A 15,548-nucleotide genomic window follows, 5' to 3' on the forward strand; every position below is an offset into this window, starting at 1 on the left:
ACCCGGCGCGGCCACCTGTTGGCCCGTTCCACGGCCGGATCCGCGCAGCTCGGGCCGCCCCCGGTCCCAGAGGCTGAGAATCGCGCGAACACGCCACGGAGCCGCCATGGTGACCGTTCCCGGCGCGTGAAAGACTCGGCGTGTGCTGCGATGGTTTACTGCTGGAGAGTCCCACGGTCCCGCCCTGGTCGCCATCCTCGAGGGGGTGCCCGCCGGGGTCGAGCTGACGAGTGCCGAGATCGAGCGGGAGCTCGCCCGACGCCGGCTCGGCTACGGCCGCGGCGCCCGGATGAGCTTCGAACGCGACGTCATCGAGATCATCGGAGGGCTGCGGCACGGCGTGACGCTGGGTAGCCCCTTCGCGGTCCGGGTCGGCAACAGCGAGTGGCCGAAGTGGCAGACGGTGATGGCCGCCGACCCGGTGCCCGCCGAGGAGCTGGCCGCGCAGTCCCGCAACGCGCCGCTGACCCGGCCCCGCCCCGGGCACGCCGACCTGGCCGGCATGTCGAAGTTCGGGCACGACGACGCCCGGCCGATCCTGGAGCGCGCCAGTGCCCGGGAGACGGCCGCCCGGGTCGCGATCGGCACGGTGGCCAAGGCGCTGCTCAAGCAGGCGTACGGCATCGAGATCGTCTCGCACGTCGTCGAGCTGGGCTCCGTGGCCGCCAAGCCCGGCGTCCTCCCGCTGCCCTCCGACGAGGAACGGCTCGACGCCGACCCGCTGCGCTGCCTCGACCCCGAGGCGAGCGCGCGGATGGTCGCCGAGATCGACGCGGCGAAGAAGGACGCGGACACCCTCGGCGGCATCGTCGAGGTACTCGCGTACAACGTGCCGGTCGGCGTCGGCACCCACACCCAGTGGGACCGCCGGCTCGACGCGAAGCTGGCCGCCGCCCTGATGTCCATCCAGGCGATCAAGGGCGTCGAGGTCGGCGACGGCTTCACCCAGGCCCGGTCGCGCGGCAGCGTGGCGCACGACGAGATGTACCCGGCGGCGGAGGGCCGCACCGACGCGACCAGCGTGCGGCGGGAGACCGACCGCGCGGGCGGCATCGAGGGCGGCATGTCCAACGGGCAGCCGATCCGGGTCCGGGCCGCGATGAAGCCGATCTCCTCGCTGAACCGCGCGCTGGCCACGTTCGACACCACGACCGGCGAGGCGGCGACCGCGATCAACCAGCGGTCCGACGTCTGTGCCGTGCCGGCCGCCGGGATCGTCGCCGAGGCGATGGTCGCGCTGGTGATCGCGGACCTGGCGGCGGAGAAGTTCGGCGGCGACTCGGTCGCCGAGATCCGGCGGAACGTCGCCGGCTACCTGGACGGCCTGGCGTGACCGGCCCGGCCGCGCAGCCGGGGACGGACCCGGCCCGGCCCGGCACCACGCCGGCCGCGCACCCCGGCACCGACCCTGCCCACCCCGGCGCCACCCGCCCCGTCTGCGTCCTCGTCGGCCCCCCCGGCGCCGGCAAGACCACGGTCGGCCAGGCCCTCGCCGAGGCCCTCGGCGTGACCTTCCGCGACACCGACGCCGACATCGTCGCCGCCACCGGCAAGGAGATCACCGAGATCTTCGTCGACGACGGCGAGGACGCCTTCCGCGCCCTGGAGCGCCGGGCCGTCGCCGACGCGCTCGGCGGCCACCCGGGCGTGCTGGCCCTGGGCGGCGGCGCTGTGCTGGCCGAGGAGACCCGGGCCCTGCTGATGGCGCACGTCGTCGTCTACCTGGAACTGGACCTCTCCACCGCCGTGAGCCGGGTCGGGCTCCAGGGCGGCCGGCCGCTGCTGATGTCCAACCCGCGCGCGACCCTGAGGTTCCTGCTCGACCAGCGCCGCCCGCTGTACGAGGAGGTGGCCGACGTGATCGTGCCGGCCGCCGTACCCCCGGCCGAGGTCGTCGCGATGATCACGAGTGCCCTGAAGGAGCTGTCGGCCCTGTGACGACGATCCCGGTCGGCGACGACTACGAGGTGCGGATCGGCCGGGACCTGCCGGTCGAACTCCCGAAGGCCGACCAGGCGGCCGTGCTGTACGCGGCCCCGCTGCGCGCGCACGCCGAGCGGATCGCGGCCCGGATCGACGCGAAGGTCACCCTGATCGAGGTGCCGGACGCGGAGCACGGCAAGTCCATCGGTACGGCGGAGGACTGCTGGGCCCGGCTCGGCGCGGCCGGCTTCACCCGCCGGGACCTGGTGGTCGGGGTCGGCGGCGGGGCCGTCACCGACCTGGCCGGGTTCGTGGCGGCGTGCTGGCTGCGCGGCGTCCGGGTGGTGCAGGTCCCGACGAGCCTGCTGGGCATGGTCGACGCGGCCGTGGGCGGCAAGACCGGCGTGAACACGGCCGCCGGGAAGAACCTGGTGGGCGCGTTCCACCCGCCGGCCCTGGTGCTGTGCGACCTGGCGACCCTGGACACCCTGCCGGAGCCGGAGCTGGTCAACGGCATGGCCGAGGTCGCCAAGTGCGGGTTCATCGCGGACCCGGTGATCCTGGACCTGATCGCCGACGACTACCGCGGGCACCTGCCGGAGCTGGTCGAACGCTCGGTCCAGGTGAAGGTCGACGTGGTCGTGGACGACCTGCGCGACACGGGCCGCCGCGAGTTCCTCAACTACGGGCACACCCTCGGGCACGCGATCGAGAACCGGGAGCACTACCGCTGGCGGCACGGCCACGCGGTCTCCGTGGGCCTGGTGTTCGCCGCCGCGCTGGCCCGGCTCGACGGCCGGCTCGACGCGCCGACGGCCGACCGGCACCGGACGGTGCTGGACGGCCTGGGCCTGCCCACGGCGTACCCGTCGGACGCCTGGCCCGAACTGCGGGCCGCGATGCGCGTCGACAAGAAGGCGCAGGGCGCGACCCAGCGGTTCGTGGTCCTCGACGGCCTGGCGAAGCCGGCCATCATGACGGGCCCGTCCGAGGAACTCCTCGAGGCGGCCTACGCGGAGGTGGCGGCGTGAGCGAGCATCGGGCGGACATGACGGGCTCCACCGCCGGTTCCACGAAGGTCTACGTCCTCAACGGGCCGAACCTGAACCGGCTCGGCACCCGCGAGCCCCTGATCTACGGCTCCACCACCTACGCCGACCTGGTGGCCCTGTGCGAGGCGACGGGCAGGGACCTCGGCCTCGACGTCGACGTCCGGCAGACCAACGCCGAGCACGAGCTGATCGGCTGGCTGCACGACGCGGCCGACGAGGGCGCGGCGGTGGTGCTCAACGGCGCGGCGTGGACGCACTACTCGATCGCGGTCCGCGACGCGTGTTCGCAGCTCACCGGCCCGCTGGTCGAGGTGCACATCTCCAACATCCACGCCCGGGAGGCGTTCCGGGAGCACTCGGTGATCTCGGCGGTCGCCACGGGCGTCATCGTCGGCCTCGGGGTGGACGGCTACCGGCTGGCCCTCCTGCACCTGGCCGGCCGGCGGCCGAAGCCCCTCAGCGCCTAGCCCGACCCCGCGACACGTTCTCCGGGTACGAGGTCACTTGGCCCGCATCCGGCGCGCCCCCACCCCGGTCGCCCCGAACGCGAACACCATGAACGCGATCCAGTGCCTCGTCGTCCAGCTCTCGACGGGCGTGTGCGCGATCGGGGCCGCCACCGGCTCGAACGGCAGCGGCGGGGGCGGCGGCAACGGCGACTTCCGGGCCGGCGGCGTGGCGCTCGGCGGCACCGGCGCGGCGACGGCCACCGGCGGGGGAGCGACCCGCCGCGAAGGGCTCGGCCTGGGCGTCGCCGCGGGCGTCCCCGGAGCCGCCCTGGGCGCACACCCGGTCGCGTCGCTCGTGGCCGCCTGCGGTCCCGCGCCGAGCTTCGCGGTGTCGGCGGGCCGGGCCAGCGGGACCGCGTACCAGCTCGACCTGCCGGCGTCGTTGTTCGCGAGGGTGTAGAGCGTCCGGCCGGGCCCGAGGAACGCCGAGCCGTACGCGGACTCGGGCAGCTTGCCCACCGTGCGGGTGTTCCCGGTGCCGGGGTCGGTGCGCAGCAGGAGCGCCGGCGCGTGCCCCTCGGCGGTCACCCCGTACAGCCCGCCGTCGGCCGGGTCGTACTCCCAGTCGCCCACGGTCGCGGTGACGTCCATGGGCGCGCTGGCGAGCACGGTGGCGGTGTCCGGGTCGAGGACGTACATCCGGCCCTCGGCGGCCACGTGGTAGCGCCCGGCGACCATCGCGCCCGCGTAGGACTCGTCGAACCGGGGGCCGACCGTGCCCCGGTCGCGGGTGGTGCCGTCCGCCTCGATCGTGACCAGGTGCGCGCCGTCCCCGAACGCCGCGCCGCCGCGCCGGATGGCCAGCGCGTGCATCCGGGGCCCGTCGGCGGCGAGCGCGTTCAGCTGGTACCCGGTCCGGGTGGTGCGCCCGTCGGGCCAGACCAGCGTCGAGTCGGTGTACGGGGTGGCCGCGTACACGAGGTGGGCACAGGGCAGGTCGGCCGACGTCCCGTCGACCACGATGCTGCCCAGCATAAAAATCGGCGAAAACCAGATAATAAACATGATTCTGGTACTTTATTACGTCAAAATGCTCAGCGTGAACATCTACCTCGAAGGTTTGCTGTGGGTCGTCGGCGCGGGCGTCGTCGCCGGCGTCCTGGTCTACCTCCAGCACCGCTTTCTCTCCTCCGAGCTCCGCGCCCAGCACAACGACGTCACCGGCGCGTTCTTCGAGATCATCGGCGTGTTGTACGCGGTGATGCTCGCCTTCATCGTCATCGCGGTCTGGGACACCATGAACGAGGCCGAGGACAACTCGTACAAGGAGGCCAACGCCCTCGTCGAGGTCTACTGGGTCGGCCACCACGCCCCCGAGCCCCAGCGCGCCAGGATCGAGGCCCTCAGCCGCCAGTACGCGAACACGGTCGTGGACGACGAGTGGCCCCAGATGGCCGCCCGCGAGGCGGTGTCCCCGAACGGCTACCAGCTCCTCGACGACCTGCGGGCGGAGGTCGAGGGCCTGAAGTCCACCGACCAGGTCACCTCCCGCCGGTACCAGGAGACGGCCGACAAGCTCAAGCAGGTCGTCGACGCCCGGGGTACCCGGCTGGCGTCGGTCGAGGGCGGGGTCAACCCGGTGCTGTGGTTCGCGCTGATCGGCGGCGCCGTACTGTTCGTCGCGTTCGCCTACCTGTTCGGGGTGCCCGGCCGGCTCGCGCACGCGACAATGGTCGTGACGGTCACCATGATGGTGGTGATGCTCCTCTACGCGGTGTACCAGCTGGAGTTCCCGTTCAGCCGGGCCACCGCCGTCGGGCCGGACGGCATGCGGTTCGCCCTGGAGCGGTTCGCCCAGATTGGCGGTGGCGGGTCGCTCACGCCGAGCCGGTAGACTGTCCGACGGCCATCAGCGGCCACCGTACCGAAGTAGTCAACCCATACGAAAGAGGACGTAACGAGGCATGGCATCCACTAACGAGCTCAAGAACGGCCTCGTCCTCAACCTCGATGGCGAACTCTGGACCGTCATCGAGTTCCAGCACGTCAAGCCCGGCAAGGGCCCGGCGTTCGTCCGGACCAAGCTGAAGCACGTGCTGTCCGGCAAGGTGGTCGACAAGACCTTCAACGCCGGCATCAAGGTCGACACCGCGACCGTCGACAAGCGCGACATGCAGTACCTGTACGCGGACGGCGAGGACTTCGTCTTCATGGACACGTCCAGCTACGAGCAGCTGCACATCTCGGGCAAGATCGTCGGCGACGACGCGGGCTTCCTGCTCGGCGAGATGGTCGTGACCGTGGCGACCCACGAGGGCGCGGTGCTGTTCATCGAGCTGCCGACCAGCGCGCTGTTCGAGGTCACCTACACCGAGCCGGGCATGCAGGGCGACCGCTCCACCAGCGGCACCAAGCCGGCGACGCTGGAGACCGGCGCCGAGGTGCAGGTCCCGCTCTTCATCAGCATCGGCGAGAAGGTCAAGATCGACACCCGTGACAAGCGGTACCTCGGTCGTGCCTGAGTCCTCCCACGACCCCGCGTACAACCCGGCGCGCCGCAAGGCGCGCCGGCGCGCGTTGGACGTGCTGTACGAGGCGGACATCCGGCAGATCGGCATGCTCGGCGTGCTGACCGCGCGGCAGAAGATCTCGCTGCGCGAGCCGGAGGCCCCGAAGTTCTCGGAGTACGCGGTGGCCCTGGTGGAGGGCGTCGCCCAGAAGCGCGAGGAGATCGACGAGCTGATCTCGACGTACGCCGAGGGCTGGACGCTGGACCGGATGCCCACCGTGGACCGCAACCTGCTCCGGATCGCGGTGTTCGAACTGATGTGGGGCGAGGGCATCGACGCGCCGGTCGCGATCAGCGAGGCGGTCGAGCTGGCCAAGGAGCTGTCCACGGACGACTCCCCGCGCTTCATCAACGGCGTCCTGGGTCGGATATCCGACTATTCCGGCCGCTGGTAGCACAAAGGCGCGCACGCGACGTCCAGCACGGTTGGGTTCGGTCCGGCACGGTCGGGGCGGGTTCGTTGGAAGAGAGTCAAAGGCTCTTCTCTCTTCCAACGAACCGCCACGGACCGCCCCCACCCCCGACGCCGTCCAACACCACCCAGGCCCGAGGCGACCACGCGACAGGGAGAGCCGACCGCCGCCGGGGCCCGGGACGCCAGTACCCGTCGAGGGGTAGATCTCCAGGGGCGAACCTCGACGACGGCCCACCGCAGGGAAGGTAGGGTCGGCCGGGTGATCACTCTTCGACCGCTCCGCGACAGTGACGCCGAGGACCTCGCCGCCGCGTGCAACGACCCGCTGATCCAGCGGTTCGTGCCCAGCCTCCCCGCGCCGTACTCGCTGGAACACGCCCTCTGGTGGATCCGGGACGGCGCGCCGACCGTGGCCGCCCGGGGTGGCCAGATCTGGGCCATCGTCGACCCGGCCGACGACCGGCTGCTCGGCAGCGTCGCCACCCAGCCCGGGACCCTGGGCTACTGGGTGGCCCCGTGGGCCCGGGGCCGAGGCGTCGCCACCGAGGCGACCCGGCAGGGCACGGCCTGGGCGTTCGCGCACGGCTACGAGCGGCTCGAACTGACCACCCATCCCGAGAACGTGATCAGCCAGCGGGTCGCCCTGGCCGCCGGGTTCCGGAGCGAGGGGCTGCGGCGCGCCGCCGAGCAGAGCCGGGGCGGCGGCCGCCACGACATGCTGGTCTGGTCGCGGCTGCCCTCGGACCCGCCGGGCCCGACCCGCCGGCTGTTCCCGGACCTGCCGGGCGGCGAACTGACCGACGGCGTGGTCGCGGTCCGCCCGATCGGGCCGGCGGACACGGACGAGATGTTCGCGCTGCGCAACCTGCCCGAGGTCGTGAAGAGCAACGTGCCGCCGGTGGAGATGAGCCGCGCGGAGGTCGAGGAGCGCTGCCGGCTCGCCCCGGGCGGCTGGCTGACGGGCGTCAGCGTGGACCTGGGCATCTGGGAGGCGGCGAGCGGCGCGTTCGTCGGCGAGATCGGGCTCTACTACCACGAGCCCCCGACCGGACAGGCCATGATCGGGTACTCGGCGCTACCCGCCTTCCGGGGCAAGGGGTACACGACCCGGGCCGCGAACCTGGTCGCCGAGTGGGCGTTCGCGCAGGTGGGCGTCATGCGCCTGATCGCGGGCACGGCCCCGGAGAACATCGGTTCCCAGCGGGTGCTCCAGAAGGCCGGCTTCGTCCAGGAGGGCTACACCCGCTCCCGGCTACCCGGCCCGAACGGCACCCGGATCGACGACATCCTCTGGGCCCGGCTACCCGGCTAGGCGGAGCGCCCGCCGCCGGGTGGTCCGGGCGGCGGGCACCTCGTACCCGTCTAGTGGGGGTCGGTGGCGAGTTTCGCGCCGATCCAGGAGTCGACCGGCTCGCCCCGGTGCCGGAGCCGCCCGCGCTGGGTGCCCTCGACCACGAACCCGGCCTTCTCGGCGACCCGCCGCGACCCGTCGTTGCCGACGAAGGCGTTCCACTCGATCCGGACGAGGCCCAACTCCTCGAAGCCCCAGCGGGAGACGGCCCGCAGGGCGGCGGTGCAGTGCCCCTGGCCGCGGGCCCACGGGGCGGTCATGAAGCCCACCTCGCCGAGGGTCGGGTCCGCCGCCGAGATCCGCAGGTCCATGTTGCCGGCCCACCGGTCGTCCGGGCCGCACACCGCGAAGATCGCCGCGGTGCCGCGCTGCCACTGGCGGGCGGTGAAGCCGACGAAGCTCTCGGCCATCTCCCGGGTGTAGCCCAGCGGCATGGACGTCCACCGCAGGATCTCGGGGTCCACGCACGCGACCAGCATGTCGTCGGCGTCGCGGAGCTCGGGGGCCCGGAGCGTCACGGGACCCTCGACGAGTACCGGCGGCGGGGAGCTGAACACCCGGGTACGCCGGCCGTCGACCGTCGGGAAGCCGTGCTCCTCCATCCGGGCCAGGTCGGCCGGCAGCAGCGCGCCGACCATGCCGTCGACCGGCTCCCCGTCCCGTTCGATCAGGGCCTCGCGCTGCACGCCCTCCATCACGAAGCCGGCGCGCTCGGCGACCAGCTGCGACGGCAGGTTCCCGATCCTGGCCCGCCAGAGCAGCCGCTGCACGCGCAGGGTGTCGAACGCCCAGCGGCAGACGAGCTTGAGGGCCTCGGTGGTCACGCCCCGGCCCCGGCCGCCCGGGGCGACCCAGTAGCCGATCTCGGCGACCCGGGCCTCGACGTCGTGGTCCACCACGCCGATGGAGCCCAGCAGCAGGCCGTCGTGGTCGAAGATCCCGAACTGCCCAGAAGCCGCGCCGGTGACGAAGCCGACGGCGTGCTCCCTGAGGTACGGGACGGGCACCCTGGTCCACCGCTGGATCGCCGGATCCTGGCAGGCGTCGAACACCTGGTCGGCGTCGGAGCCGCGCCACGCGCGGAGTACAAAAGAATCGGTCTTGATTTCCACCACCAGATCATGCGTGCTGACATCAGCTGTGAGCGAACAGGATTTTTCGGAACACCAGGGTGGGGTCGTCACTGGGGGGATTGCCGCCTACGATGGTCAAGCGAATACCTCCCAGGGAGTGCTGACCCGTGTCGATTTTTGAAAAGCTTCTCCGCGCCGGCGAAGGCCGCATGGTGCGCAGGCTGAAGGCCATCGCCGACGCCGTGAGCTCGATCGAGGACAACTACGTTGACCTCAGTGACGAGGAGCTGCGCGAGCAGACCGCCCTCTTCAAGGAGCGCCTCGACGAGGGCGAGACTCTCGACGACCTGCTCCCGGAGGCGTTCGCGGTCGTCCGCGAGGCGACCAAGCGGGTCCTCGGCAAGCGGCACTACGACGTCCAGATCATGGGTGGCGCCGCCCTGCACTTCGGCAACATCGCCGAGATGAAGACCGGTGAGGGCAAGACGCAGACGTGTCTGCTCCCGGTGTATCTCAACGCGCTGGCCGGCAAGGGCGTGCACGTCATCACGGTCAACGACTACCTCGCCCAGCGGGACGCCGAGTGGATGGGCCGGGTGCACCACTTCCTCGGCCTGACCGTCGGCGCCATCCTGCCGAACCAGTCGCCCGCCGACCACAAGGCCGCCTACGAGGCCGACATCACCTACGGCACGAACAACGAGTTCGGCTTCGACTACCTGCGCGACAACATGGCGTGGTCGAAGGAGGAGATGGTCCAGCGCGGCCACTACTTCGCCGTGGTCGACGAGGTCGACTCGATCCTGATCGACGAGGCCCGGACCCCGCTGATCATCTCGGGCCCGGCGGACCAGGCCGGCCGGTGGTATGAGGAGTTCGCCCGGGTCGTCGGTCGGATGACCAAGGGCGAGGAGGGCCACTACGAGGTCGACGAGTCCAAGCGGACCGTCTCCATCTCGGAGAAGGGCATCTCCCGGGTCGAGGACGTCCTCGGTGTCGACAACCTCTACGAGTCGGCCAACACCCCGCTCGTCGGCTACCTGAACAACGCGATCAAGGCCAAGGAGCTCTACAAGAAGGACAAGGACTACATCGTCTCCGACGGTGAGGTCCTGATCGTGGACGAGTTCACGGGCCGCATCCTGCACGGCCGGCGGTACAACGAGGGCATGCACCAGGCCATCGAGGCCAAAGAGGGCGTGGAGATCAAGCAGGAGAACCAGACCCTGGCGACGATCACCCTCCAGAACTACTTCCGGTTGTACGAGAAGCTGGGCGGCATGACCGGTACGGCCCAGACCGAGGCCGCCGAGTTCAACAAGGTGTACAGCGTCGGCGTCGTGTCCATCCCGACCCACCGGCCGATGATCCGGGTCGACAAGGCCGACGTCATCTACAAGACGGAGATGGCCAAGTTCGAGGCCGTCGTCGAGGACATCGTCGAGCGGCACACCCTCGGCCAGCCCGTCCTCGTCGGCACCGTCTCCGTGGAGAACTCGGAGCTCATCTCCAGCCTGCTGAAGAAGCGCGGCATCCCGCACTCGGTCCTCAACGCGAAGTACCACGCGCGGGAGGCCGAGATCGTCGCCCAGGCCGGGCGCAAGGGCGGCGTCACGGTCGCCACGAACATGGCCGGCCGGGGTACGGACATCCTGCTCGGCGGCAACCCGGAGTACACGGCGGCGGCCGAGCTGCGCAACGCCGGCGTCACCGAGGAGGACGAGAAGTACCCGGAGCTGTGGGAGGCCGCCCTCGAGCGCGCCGAGGAGTCCTGCTCCGAGGACAACGCGGCCGTCATCGAGGCCGGTGGGCTCTACGTCCTCGGCACCGAGCGGCACGAGTCCCGCCGGATCGACAACCAGCTCCGGGGCCGTTCCGGCCGCCAGGGCGACCCGGGCGAGTCCCGGTTCTACCTGTCCCTCCAGGACGAGCTGATGCGCCGGTTCCGTTCGGGCGCCGTCGAGGCCGTCATGGACCGGTTCAACATCCCGGACGACGTGCCGATCGAGTCGAAGATGGTGTCCCGCCAGATCAAGGGCGCGCAGACCCAGATCGAGGGCCAGAACGCCGAGGTCCGCAAGAACGTCCTGAAGTACGACGAGGTGCTCAACAAGCAGCGCCAGGTCATCTACGCCGAGCGCCGCCGGGTGCTCGACGGCGAGGACCTGCACGAGCAGGTCCGGCACATGGTCGACGACACGATCTCCGGCTACGTGCAGGGTGCCACCGCCGACGGCTACGCGGAGGACTGGGACCTGGAGCAGCTCTGGACGGTCATGAAGCAGACCTACCCGGTCGGCGTCACGATCGAGGAGCTCGAGGACGAGGTCGACGGCCGGGGCGGCATCGAGGCCGAGTGGCTGCTGGAGCGCCTCAAGGAGGACGCGCACGCCGCGTACGACAACCGGGAGGCCGAGCTCGGCGAGGCCCCGCTCCGTGAGTTGGAGCGCCAGGTCCTGCTGGCCGTCATCGACCGCAAGTGGCGCGAGCACCTCTACGAGATGGACTACCTCCAGGAGGGTGTCGGCCTCCGGGCGTACGCCCAGCGCGACCCGCTCGTGGAGTACCAGCGCGAGGGCTTCGACATGTTCAACCAGATGCTCGAGGGCGTCAAGGAGGAGACCGTCTCCTACCTGTTCAACCTCGAGGTCAAGGTCGAGGAGCCGGCCCCCGCCGCCGCCGAGCCCGGTGACACCATCACCCCGCTCCCGGAGGGCTTCGGCGGCGAGCCCGAGCACGTCGAGATCCGCGCCAAGGGCCTCGGCGGTCGCGGGCCGCAGCAGCTGCACTACTCGGCCCCCACCATCGACGGTGAGGCCGGCGCGGGCGGCGTCGTGCACCACGAGGAGGCTCCGGCGCTCGGTCTCGGCGTCGGCCCGGCGTCCCCGATGTCGGCCGGTGCCAAGCGTCCGGCGCCCGGCCAGAAGGTCGGCGGGGGTCCCTCGCGGAACTCGCCGTGCCCGTGTGGCTCGGGCAAGAAGTACAAGCGTTGCCACGGGGCTTCCGAAGGGGAGTGACCTGTGACGTCCGGCCCCCGACACCACTGGTGTCGGGGGCCGTTCGCTGTCCGGGGCGCGTTCGACCCGGGGCGGGGCCGCCGTCAGGGCGGCGGATTGGCGGCAGGCCATCCGCCTGCGGGGATCGGGCCGATGCGGAGCCGGGCCATCAGTGTCTCGATGTCGGTGGCCACTTCGGTCCAACCGACCTCTCGAAGGTAGAGGACTCGCGGGGCCGTGGTGGCGCGGCGGTAGTCCAGGGCGAAGGGTTGGTCTGGGCCAAGACCGCCGATCACCAGGCACTGGTGGAGGTCGATGTCATATGGCGGCTTGCCCACGAAGAACTCGTAGTAGTCGGGGGTTGTGTCGCGGATGCTGAGCGTTTCCCGTTCGATGTCGGCGGGGCCGTAGAAGTACGGCAGCGCGGCTTCGTCCGCGAAGACAGCCTCGAGGACATCCCGGTCGGCGGGGGCTCTCCACTCGTCTGCCGCTATCGCCGCTCCCAGGGCTGGGGGAAGTCGCAGTCCGAGGACGAGTTCCGGCGGGTGCTGCCCGGTGTTGGTCACCGGACGATCATCCCGGGCCGGGCTCTGACGCGTGGCGGACGAGCGGGCCACGCGTCAGAGCCTGTGGGAGTACCCGTCTCAGTGGGTGTCGGGTTTCGCCGGGCCGCCGGGGCGCAGCGACTGGAGGTGGGTGCACAGCCAGGTGTCCGCCGGCCGTTCCAGCCGCAGGGTCATCGCCCAGATCCGGCTCGACCGGTGCAGCATCACCACCGCCTCGATCACCGACGGGGCGGGGGAGGACACCCGCAGCGACGAGACCCGGGCCGTCCCCGCCGTGCCCCGTTGCTGGTCGATGTCGAGGACCAGTTGCCGGTGCGCGTCGGGGGAACAGACGGCCCGCAGCGCCTGGGCGGGGCGGTGGCCGGTGAGTGCCTCCAGGTAGAGGCGGAGGAAGGCGCCGGCGGCGCGGGTGGCCCAGCCGTCGGGGCCCCGGACGGCGGTGCGGCCCGGGCGGGTGCCGGCGGGGCCGGAGGGGCGGGTGCCGGCGCGGCCGGCGGTGGGGGTCCGGGTGTCCTGGTCCGGGTGGGGGTCCACGGCACGCCGGCCGACCACGCGCTTGGCGGGCGCGGATCTCCCCTGCGCGGCCGGCGCCCCTGCGCCCCCGGAGCGGGCGGAACCTCCCGCCGGTGCGGGCGGTTCGGAACCGGTGTCCTCAGGCAGCTCGCCCCGGTCGCCGGCCGCTCCGCCAGCCCGGGTCGGGTCCCGCGGCGGAGGAGCAGCTCCCCGAGGTGCCTCCGAGCGCAGGGCTCCCCGGGTGTGCCCGGGTCCCCCGTGGTCCGCGCCGCCCAGGTGCCCGGGTCGCGCCAATTCCGTGCCGCGCGCCGCCGCCAACCGCCGGACCTCCACCCGCGCGATCCCCGGCTCCGCCAGGCACAGGCCCCCGCAGCACACCCCCGCGCAGCACGACTCCTGCTCATACGGGGGCTCGGACGGGGGAACGGGCCCGATCATGACGTGCATACAGCCTCCCGAAGCCTACGTTTACCCCCGTTTGCGTCTGGGACGTTCTACTGAGCTCCGACAGCCACGCGCCAGACTGAATCGCCTATCCGACACTATCGTCGGCGATGAGGGGATTCTCGCGGATCCAGACGGCCGTCTCGGCGTACATCCGCTCGATGTAGCTCTCGACCTCGGTGCGCTCGACCCGCCACTGGCCCCGCCCCCCGATCTTGATCCCGCGCAGCTCACCGCTGCGGACCAGGTGGTAGACCTGGGAGGTCGAGACGTTCAGCAGGTCGGCGACGTCCGCCAACTGCAGGAACCGTGGCTCCATGGGGTGCGCCTCCGGGGCGAGGGGTACGGTTTCCTTAGTTTGCCACCGATGGCGTTGAGGAGCAGCACATGCGGGTCTACCTGCCGGGCACTCTTCCCCTGCTCGCCGCCCTGCGCGCCGACGGTCAGCTGGGCCCCGGCCCGCTCTCCGCGCACGCGGTGACCCCGGGCCTGCGGGAGTGGTATGTGGAGGGCGACGAGGAGGAGCTGGAGTTCGTGGCGTTCACCGCCGCGGCCCAGGCGGCCCTCCAACTGCTCCGGTTCGATCCGGCGGCCCCGCGCCGCCGGGTGGTGATCGCCGCCGACGTGCCGGACGCGCAGGTGAAGCCGGAGCAGGAGCTCGGGTCGAGCCTGGTGGAGCTGAGTTCCCCGGTGGGCCTGAAGGCGGTCGTGTCGCTGCACGTGGACGACGCGGACGCCGCGCCGGACGTGACGGCGGCGGTGGACGTGATCCTGGAGGCGCTGGCCGGCGACGAGGACGCCCAGTTCACGGTGGACGGCACCGAGGACCATGACCTGGCCTGGTTCGACGTCTCGGAGCTGGACCAGCTCCTCGACGGCGCATAACCCACAACTTCGACGGGTACGAGGGACCCGCGCGCCCCGACGCTCACCGGCGCCGCGGTCCGCCGCGCCCGACCGGGCTGCCCGCTTGCGGAGTCCTCGACCCGGTGCCGGGCCGGCGACGTTTCCGTGCCCCGCGTCGGGCGCGCCGCACGACGGGCTCGACGGCGGGGCGCATCCCCCGGTGGACAGGTCGGCTCAGGACTTGCTGGCCTCCTCGCGGCTCTCCGGAGCGGCGGCTGGAGCGGCGGCCGGAACAGTGGCCGGAGCAGCGGCCGGCAGCGGGGTGCCGAACACCGACACGGGTTCGGGCTGGTCCGCGTCGGCGGGGAACGCCACGGCCTCGGGCTTCGGTGCCGGGGGCACCTCGGCGCCGGCCGGCCGCATCGTGCGCCCGATCAGGATCGTGGCCGTGATCGCCCCGGCGAACAGCAGAGCGATCCCCGAGTTGACCCGGGGCCCGATCTTCGTGGACAGCAGCTCCTCGGCGATCACGGACAGGTCCGCGAGCGGGGCGACGAGCCGGGGGGCGGTCAGCCAGGCGAAGCCCTCGGACAGGAGGGCCAGGAACCCTGCGACGCCGCCGGCGGCCAGGTAGGCGGCCCAGTGCAGGGCGGGGCCGCGCACCAGGTACCGGAAGGCGACCACCCCGGCCACGATGCCCGCGAGGACGCCGAACGCGAGGAGCATCCGGTTCTCGGCCGCGTTGACCGTGTCGATGGTCTTGCCGGCGCCGAACAGGGGCGCGATCTTCGGGCCGAAGATGTTCAGGATCACCTTGGCGAGGAACGCGGCGTACGTGCCCGCGATGCCGGCCGCGATCAGCCGGACGGGGCGGATCGCGGCGAACAGGCCGCCGACCAGCGCCGCGGCCGCCAGGCAGACCGCGATCACGGCGGAGCTGCGGGTGTCGCGGATCATGGCGAGGGCGAGCGCGCCGGACAGTACCCCGAAGAGGAGTCCCGCTCCGGCACTGACCGCGAGGCGCTTCGGGCCCGTGGTGGCGAACCGGAGCGTGGCCACGGCGCACAGGCCCGCCGCCGCCCCGGCCGCGAGGACCACCGCGACCAGCTGGAACAGGTTCTGGGCGGCGCTGATCAGGCCGGAGTCCATGCCGCCGCTCTCGGCGAGGGAGGCACGAAGCGCCCAGAGGAGGGCGAACAGCCAGGCGAGGCCGATTCCGAGCAGGATCGCGGCGTTGCCGGGCTTGAGTGGGGCGGGAGGAGAGTCGGTCATCAGGGGCTCACTCCATCGACGCGGGGGTGACAGCATCCGAGGGTACGTGGCGGGCGAGAGGACTTGCCCTACCGGGCAA

Annotated in this window: 16 protein-coding genes; 10 read left to right on the plus strand and 6 right to left on the minus strand. The window is 71.9% G+C overall.

Features of this window, described 5'->3' with window-relative positions:
* The first annotated feature begins 142 nt into the window (after positions 1–142).
* The 4 genes from aroC to aroQ are packed head-to-tail and all read left to right on the plus strand — an operon-like array spanning position 143 to position 3,442.
* Entirely contained in the window at positions 143–1,333 is a 1,191-nt protein-coding gene (gene aroC, locus AB0M43_RS23025; RefSeq protein WP_363727807.1) for a chorismate synthase, read from the plus strand.
* Positions 1,330–1,938, plus strand: coding sequence for a shikimate kinase (locus AB0M43_RS23030; RefSeq protein WP_363727808.1), 609 nt, complete (start codon positions 1,330–1,332; stop codon positions 1,936–1,938). Before aroC ends, AB0M43_RS23030 begins: the two co-directional genes overlap by 4 nt.
* Positions 1,935–2,954 (plus strand): 3-dehydroquinate synthase, encoded by a 1,020-nt coding sequence (aroB, locus tag AB0M43_RS23035; protein ID WP_363727809.1) that lies wholly within the window; start codon positions 1,935–1,937, stop codon positions 2,952–2,954. The genes AB0M43_RS23030 and aroB overlap by 4 nt, the downstream gene beginning before the upstream one ends.
* 17 nt (positions 2,955–2,971) lie before the next feature.
* Positions 2,972–3,442 carry a type II 3-dehydroquinate dehydratase gene (gene aroQ, locus AB0M43_RS23040; RefSeq protein ID WP_363728025.1) on the plus strand — a complete coding sequence of 157 codons (471 nt, stop codon included), beginning with the start codon at positions 2,972–2,974 and terminating at the stop codon, positions 3,440–3,442.
* 33 nt (positions 3,443–3,475) lie between these two features.
* Here the strand turns inward: aroQ and AB0M43_RS23045 are convergent, their stop codons facing one another.
* On the minus strand, positions 3,476–4,459 hold the full coding sequence (locus AB0M43_RS23045; RefSeq protein ID WP_363727810.1) for a hypothetical protein: 984 nt from the start codon (positions 4,457–4,459) through the stop codon (positions 3,476–3,478).
* Between the two features lie 28 nt (positions 4,460–4,487).
* On the opposite strand from AB0M43_RS23045, the gene AB0M43_RS23050 reads away from it, so the two are divergent.
* The 4 genes from AB0M43_RS23050 to AB0M43_RS23065 all read left to right on the plus strand — a co-directional run bounded on the left by AB0M43_RS23050 (position 4,488) and on the right by AB0M43_RS23065 (position 7,720).
* Positions 4,488–5,318, plus strand: coding sequence for a hypothetical protein (locus AB0M43_RS23050; protein WP_363727811.1), 831 nt, complete (start codon positions 4,488–4,490; stop codon positions 5,316–5,318).
* Positions 5,319–5,388: 70 nt separating this feature from the next.
* On the plus strand, positions 5,389–5,946 hold the full coding sequence (gene efp / locus AB0M43_RS23055) for an elongation factor P (protein ID WP_363727812.1): 558 nt from the start codon (positions 5,389–5,391) through the stop codon (positions 5,944–5,946).
* The gene (nusB, locus tag AB0M43_RS23060; protein ID WP_363727813.1) at positions 5,939–6,388 is read left to right on the plus strand and encodes a transcription antitermination factor NusB; all 450 of its coding nucleotides are present in this window, start codon (positions 5,939–5,941) and stop codon (positions 6,386–6,388) included. Before efp ends, nusB begins: the two co-directional genes overlap by 8 nt.
* 279 nt (positions 6,389–6,667) lie before the next feature.
* Positions 6,668–7,720, plus strand: a complete 1,053-nt coding sequence (locus AB0M43_RS23065; protein WP_363727814.1) for a GNAT family N-acetyltransferase — start codon at positions 6,668–6,670, stop codon at positions 7,718–7,720.
* A 50-nt stretch (positions 7,721–7,770) separates the two neighbouring features.
* Here AB0M43_RS23065 and AB0M43_RS23070 read toward each other — a convergent pair whose 3' ends face one another.
* The gene (locus tag AB0M43_RS23070; protein WP_363727815.1) at positions 7,771–8,871 is read right to left on the minus strand and encodes a GNAT family N-acetyltransferase; all 1,101 of its coding nucleotides are present in this window, start codon (positions 8,869–8,871) and stop codon (positions 7,771–7,773) included.
* A gap of 128 nt (positions 8,872–8,999) precedes the next feature.
* Between AB0M43_RS23070 and secA the strand changes: the two genes are divergently transcribed.
* Positions 9,000–11,849 (plus strand): preprotein translocase subunit SecA, encoded by a 2,850-nt coding sequence (secA, locus tag AB0M43_RS23075; RefSeq protein ID WP_363727816.1) that lies wholly within the window; start codon positions 9,000–9,002, stop codon positions 11,847–11,849.
* Positions 11,850–11,932: 83 nt separating this feature from the next.
* Here the strand turns inward: secA and AB0M43_RS23080 are convergent, their stop codons facing one another.
* From AB0M43_RS23080 to AB0M43_RS23090, 3 genes are all read right to left on the minus strand, one after another.
* Positions 11,933–12,394, minus strand: a complete 462-nt coding sequence (locus AB0M43_RS23080) for a hypothetical protein (RefSeq protein WP_363727817.1) — start codon at positions 12,392–12,394, stop codon at positions 11,933–11,935.
* A 78-nt stretch (positions 12,395–12,472) separates the two neighbouring features.
* On the minus strand, positions 12,473–12,928 hold the full coding sequence (locus AB0M43_RS23085; RefSeq protein WP_363727818.1) for an Rv3235 family protein: 456 nt from the start codon (positions 12,926–12,928) through the stop codon (positions 12,473–12,475).
* A 511-nt stretch (positions 12,929–13,439) separates the two neighbouring features.
* The gene (locus AB0M43_RS23090) at positions 13,440–13,670 is read right to left on the minus strand and encodes a helix-turn-helix domain-containing protein (protein ID WP_363727819.1); all 231 of its coding nucleotides are present in this window, start codon (positions 13,668–13,670) and stop codon (positions 13,440–13,442) included.
* 68 nt (positions 13,671–13,738) lie between these two features.
* On the opposite strand from AB0M43_RS23090, the gene AB0M43_RS23095 reads away from it, so the two are divergent.
* The gene (locus AB0M43_RS23095) at positions 13,739–14,236 is read left to right on the plus strand and encodes a hypothetical protein (protein ID WP_363727820.1); all 498 of its coding nucleotides are present in this window, start codon (positions 13,739–13,741) and stop codon (positions 14,234–14,236) included.
* A 195-nt stretch (positions 14,237–14,431) separates the two neighbouring features.
* Here AB0M43_RS23095 and AB0M43_RS23100 read toward each other — a convergent pair whose 3' ends face one another.
* A complete protein-coding gene (locus tag AB0M43_RS23100; RefSeq protein ID WP_363727821.1) occupies positions 14,432–15,469 on the minus strand; it encodes a hypothetical protein in 1,038 nt (345 codons plus the stop codon).
* Positions 15,470–15,548 lie beyond the last annotated feature (79 nt).

The sequence above is a fragment of the Longispora sp. NPDC051575 genome, assembly GCF_040681875.1.
Lineage (GTDB): Bacteria > Actinomycetota > Actinomycetes > Mycobacteriales > Micromonosporaceae > Longispora.

Bases quoted from the DNA above. Each gene is read 5' to 3' on its own strand.
- aroQ (WP_363728025.1), top strand. From the start codon at position 2,972: ATGACGGGCTCCACCGCCGGTTCCACGAAGGTCTACGTCCTCAACGGG.
- AB0M43_RS23045 (WP_363727810.1), bottom strand. From the start codon at position 4,459: ATGCTGGGCAGCATCGTGGTCGACGGGACGTCGGCCGACCTGCCCTGT.
- AB0M43_RS23050 (WP_363727811.1), top strand. From the start codon at position 4,488: ATGATTCTGGTACTTTATTACGTCAAAATGCTCAGCGTGAACATCTAC.
- efp (WP_363727812.1), top strand. From the start codon at position 5,389: ATGGCATCCACTAACGAGCTCAAGAACGGCCTCGTCCTCAACCTCGAT.
- AB0M43_RS23090 (WP_363727819.1), bottom strand. From the start codon at position 13,670: ATGGAGCCACGGTTCCTGCAGTTGGCGGACGTCGCCGACCTGCTGAAC.
- AB0M43_RS23095 (WP_363727820.1), top strand. From the start codon at position 13,739: ATGCGGGTCTACCTGCCGGGCACTCTTCCCCTGCTCGCCGCCCTGCGC.
- AB0M43_RS23100 (WP_363727821.1), bottom strand. From the start codon at position 15,469: ATGACCGACTCTCCTCCCGCCCCACTCAAGCCCGGCAACGCCGCGATC.